This is a genomic window from Rhizobacter sp. P1_G5, assembly GCF_056405435.1.
Window position 1 is genome coordinate 1 of the sequence record NZ_JBFUCB010000925.1, and the last position, 1,682, is coordinate 1,682.

At 62.1% G+C, this 1,682-nt stretch carries 2 protein-coding genes and 1 pseudogene; all 3 read left to right on the forward strand.

Features of this window, described 5'->3' with window-relative positions:
* On the forward strand, window positions 1-1,100 hold a 1,100-nt coding region (locus tag AC1D12_RS32805; RefSeq protein ID WP_477845302.1), incomplete at its 5' end, for an RHS repeat domain-containing protein.
* Window positions 1,097-1,321 carry a hypothetical protein gene (locus AC1D12_RS32810; protein ID WP_477845303.1) on the forward strand — a complete coding sequence of 75 codons (225 nt, stop codon included), beginning with the start codon at window positions 1,097-1,099 and terminating at the stop codon, window positions 1,319-1,321. The genes AC1D12_RS32805 and AC1D12_RS32810, both read left to right, overlap by 4 nt.
* 49 nt (window positions 1,322-1,370) lie before the next feature.
* Window positions 1,371-1,682 (forward strand): annotated as a pseudogene (locus AC1D12_RS32815) (hypothetical protein); the annotation flags it as partial.

Consider the following 1,682-nt stretch of genomic DNA (forward strand, 5'->3'; position numbering starts at 1 on the left):
ACACCTACAACGCGGCCGGGCAGCGCGTGCGCAAGGTGAGCAGCACGGGGCCGCAGAGCACGGTGGTGTTCGTGTACGACCAGGCGGGCCACCTGCTGGGCGAGTACGACCAGAACGGCGCCGCGCTGCGGGAATACGTGTGGCTGCGCGACACGCCGATGGCGATGTTCACGCCCGACCCGGCGAATCCCTCAGGCGAGCCGCTGGTGTACTTCATCCACACCGACCACCTGAACACGCCGCGCGTGGTGGTGGACCGGCAGAACCGCGTGCGTTGGCGCTGGCTGGCCGAGCCCTTCGGGACGAGCGCGCCGGAGAACAATCCGGAAGGGCTCGGGGTCTTCGTGCAGAACCTGAGGTTCCCGGGGCAGTATGCGGACCAGGAGAGTGGGCTTTGGTACAACTACTTCCGGAACTATGACAGCTCAAAGGGCGGCTATACGCAGTCGGATCCGGCCGGACTGGTGGGTGGCCTCAACACATATGCATATGTAGACGGCAATCCTCTTGCATTCGTAGACCCGCAAGGCTTGTGGCTTCAGGGCATTCCACCTCTTGTCGAGGCTGGCGCGGCACTACTGACAAGGCAGCTCATTGCACGTGCCGCAGCTCGTGCCGCTGCGGAATCCGCAGCGAGAATGGCCGCCATGCGGTTTCTCACGGTCGGCGTGGCGACTGCAGGGGCGCTCTCTCAAACCACCGCAGAGCGGCAATGTGGCGGCAATCTCTATCGAGCGATGACTTCCGCAGCGGATGGCTTTCCCTTGATTGCTCCGACGGCGCGAGGATTGGGTGTTCGACCGGAAAAAGACATCGCCATCAGTCCAAACGGTCTGGTCTACCCAGGAACAGGGGGAATGTCCGTGAGTCCGACAATCGCGGGGTTGCCTCCACATCGGCGTCCCCAAGACCTTGGAGGCACCGGCAAGGATCCTGTCTATTGCACGTGCGTGGCAGATCTTCCTGATTCGTTGGTGTATAGGCCGGACCCGCTGAACCCCACCGGGCATGGATTCGTCGAACCAGCAACGCCTACGCCGTTCGACTTCTACCAAGAGAATATTGGCTCGACGCGACCATTCTGGAGACGCACGAAATGATCCCTCTTCATCAAGAACTGCAGCTTGCAATGAAGGCTGAACAGCCGGCGCTCTCGCTGCGCAATGCGATCAAGAATAAATTGGATGCTGGCGGTGATCGAGACGCCATCGTCAGTGATCTTCATCAATTGCGAGGGCAGAGTTCAGACGGCGAGGAAGACGTCATTCTGGAAGTGCTGGACTTCCTGCATGGCTGGGCCCATCCGGATTTGAAGCTTTAGACGCGTCTGCTTCCAGCAACGTCGAATTGCTACCTCAGTCGCAAAGTGGTTGATTTCGGTCAACGACGTGCAGCGCATCGATGCGACGACGGGCGGCAATGCAGCGCCGATCGACCAGACGGTGGGCTACGGCTACACGCTGGGCAACCTGAGCGGCATCAGCTACCCGTCGAGCCGGCAGCTGGGCCTGACCTGGGTGGATGGCGAGGTCGCCGAGATCACGCTGGGCGGCACGCCGTTGATCCCGCAGATCGAGTGGACGCCGTTCGCCGGCACGGTCAAGCGCTGGGGCTGGGCGATGGCGAGCGGCACGAAGTCGAACGAGCGCTACTTCGACCTCGCGGGCCGGGCGATCCGGTAC

What these genes read in the sequence shown, in the direction of transcription:
- AC1D12_RS32810 (WP_477845303.1), top strand. Translation starts at nt 1,097, where the DNA reads ATGATCCCTCTTCATCAAGAACTGCAGCTTGCAATGAAGGCTGAACAG.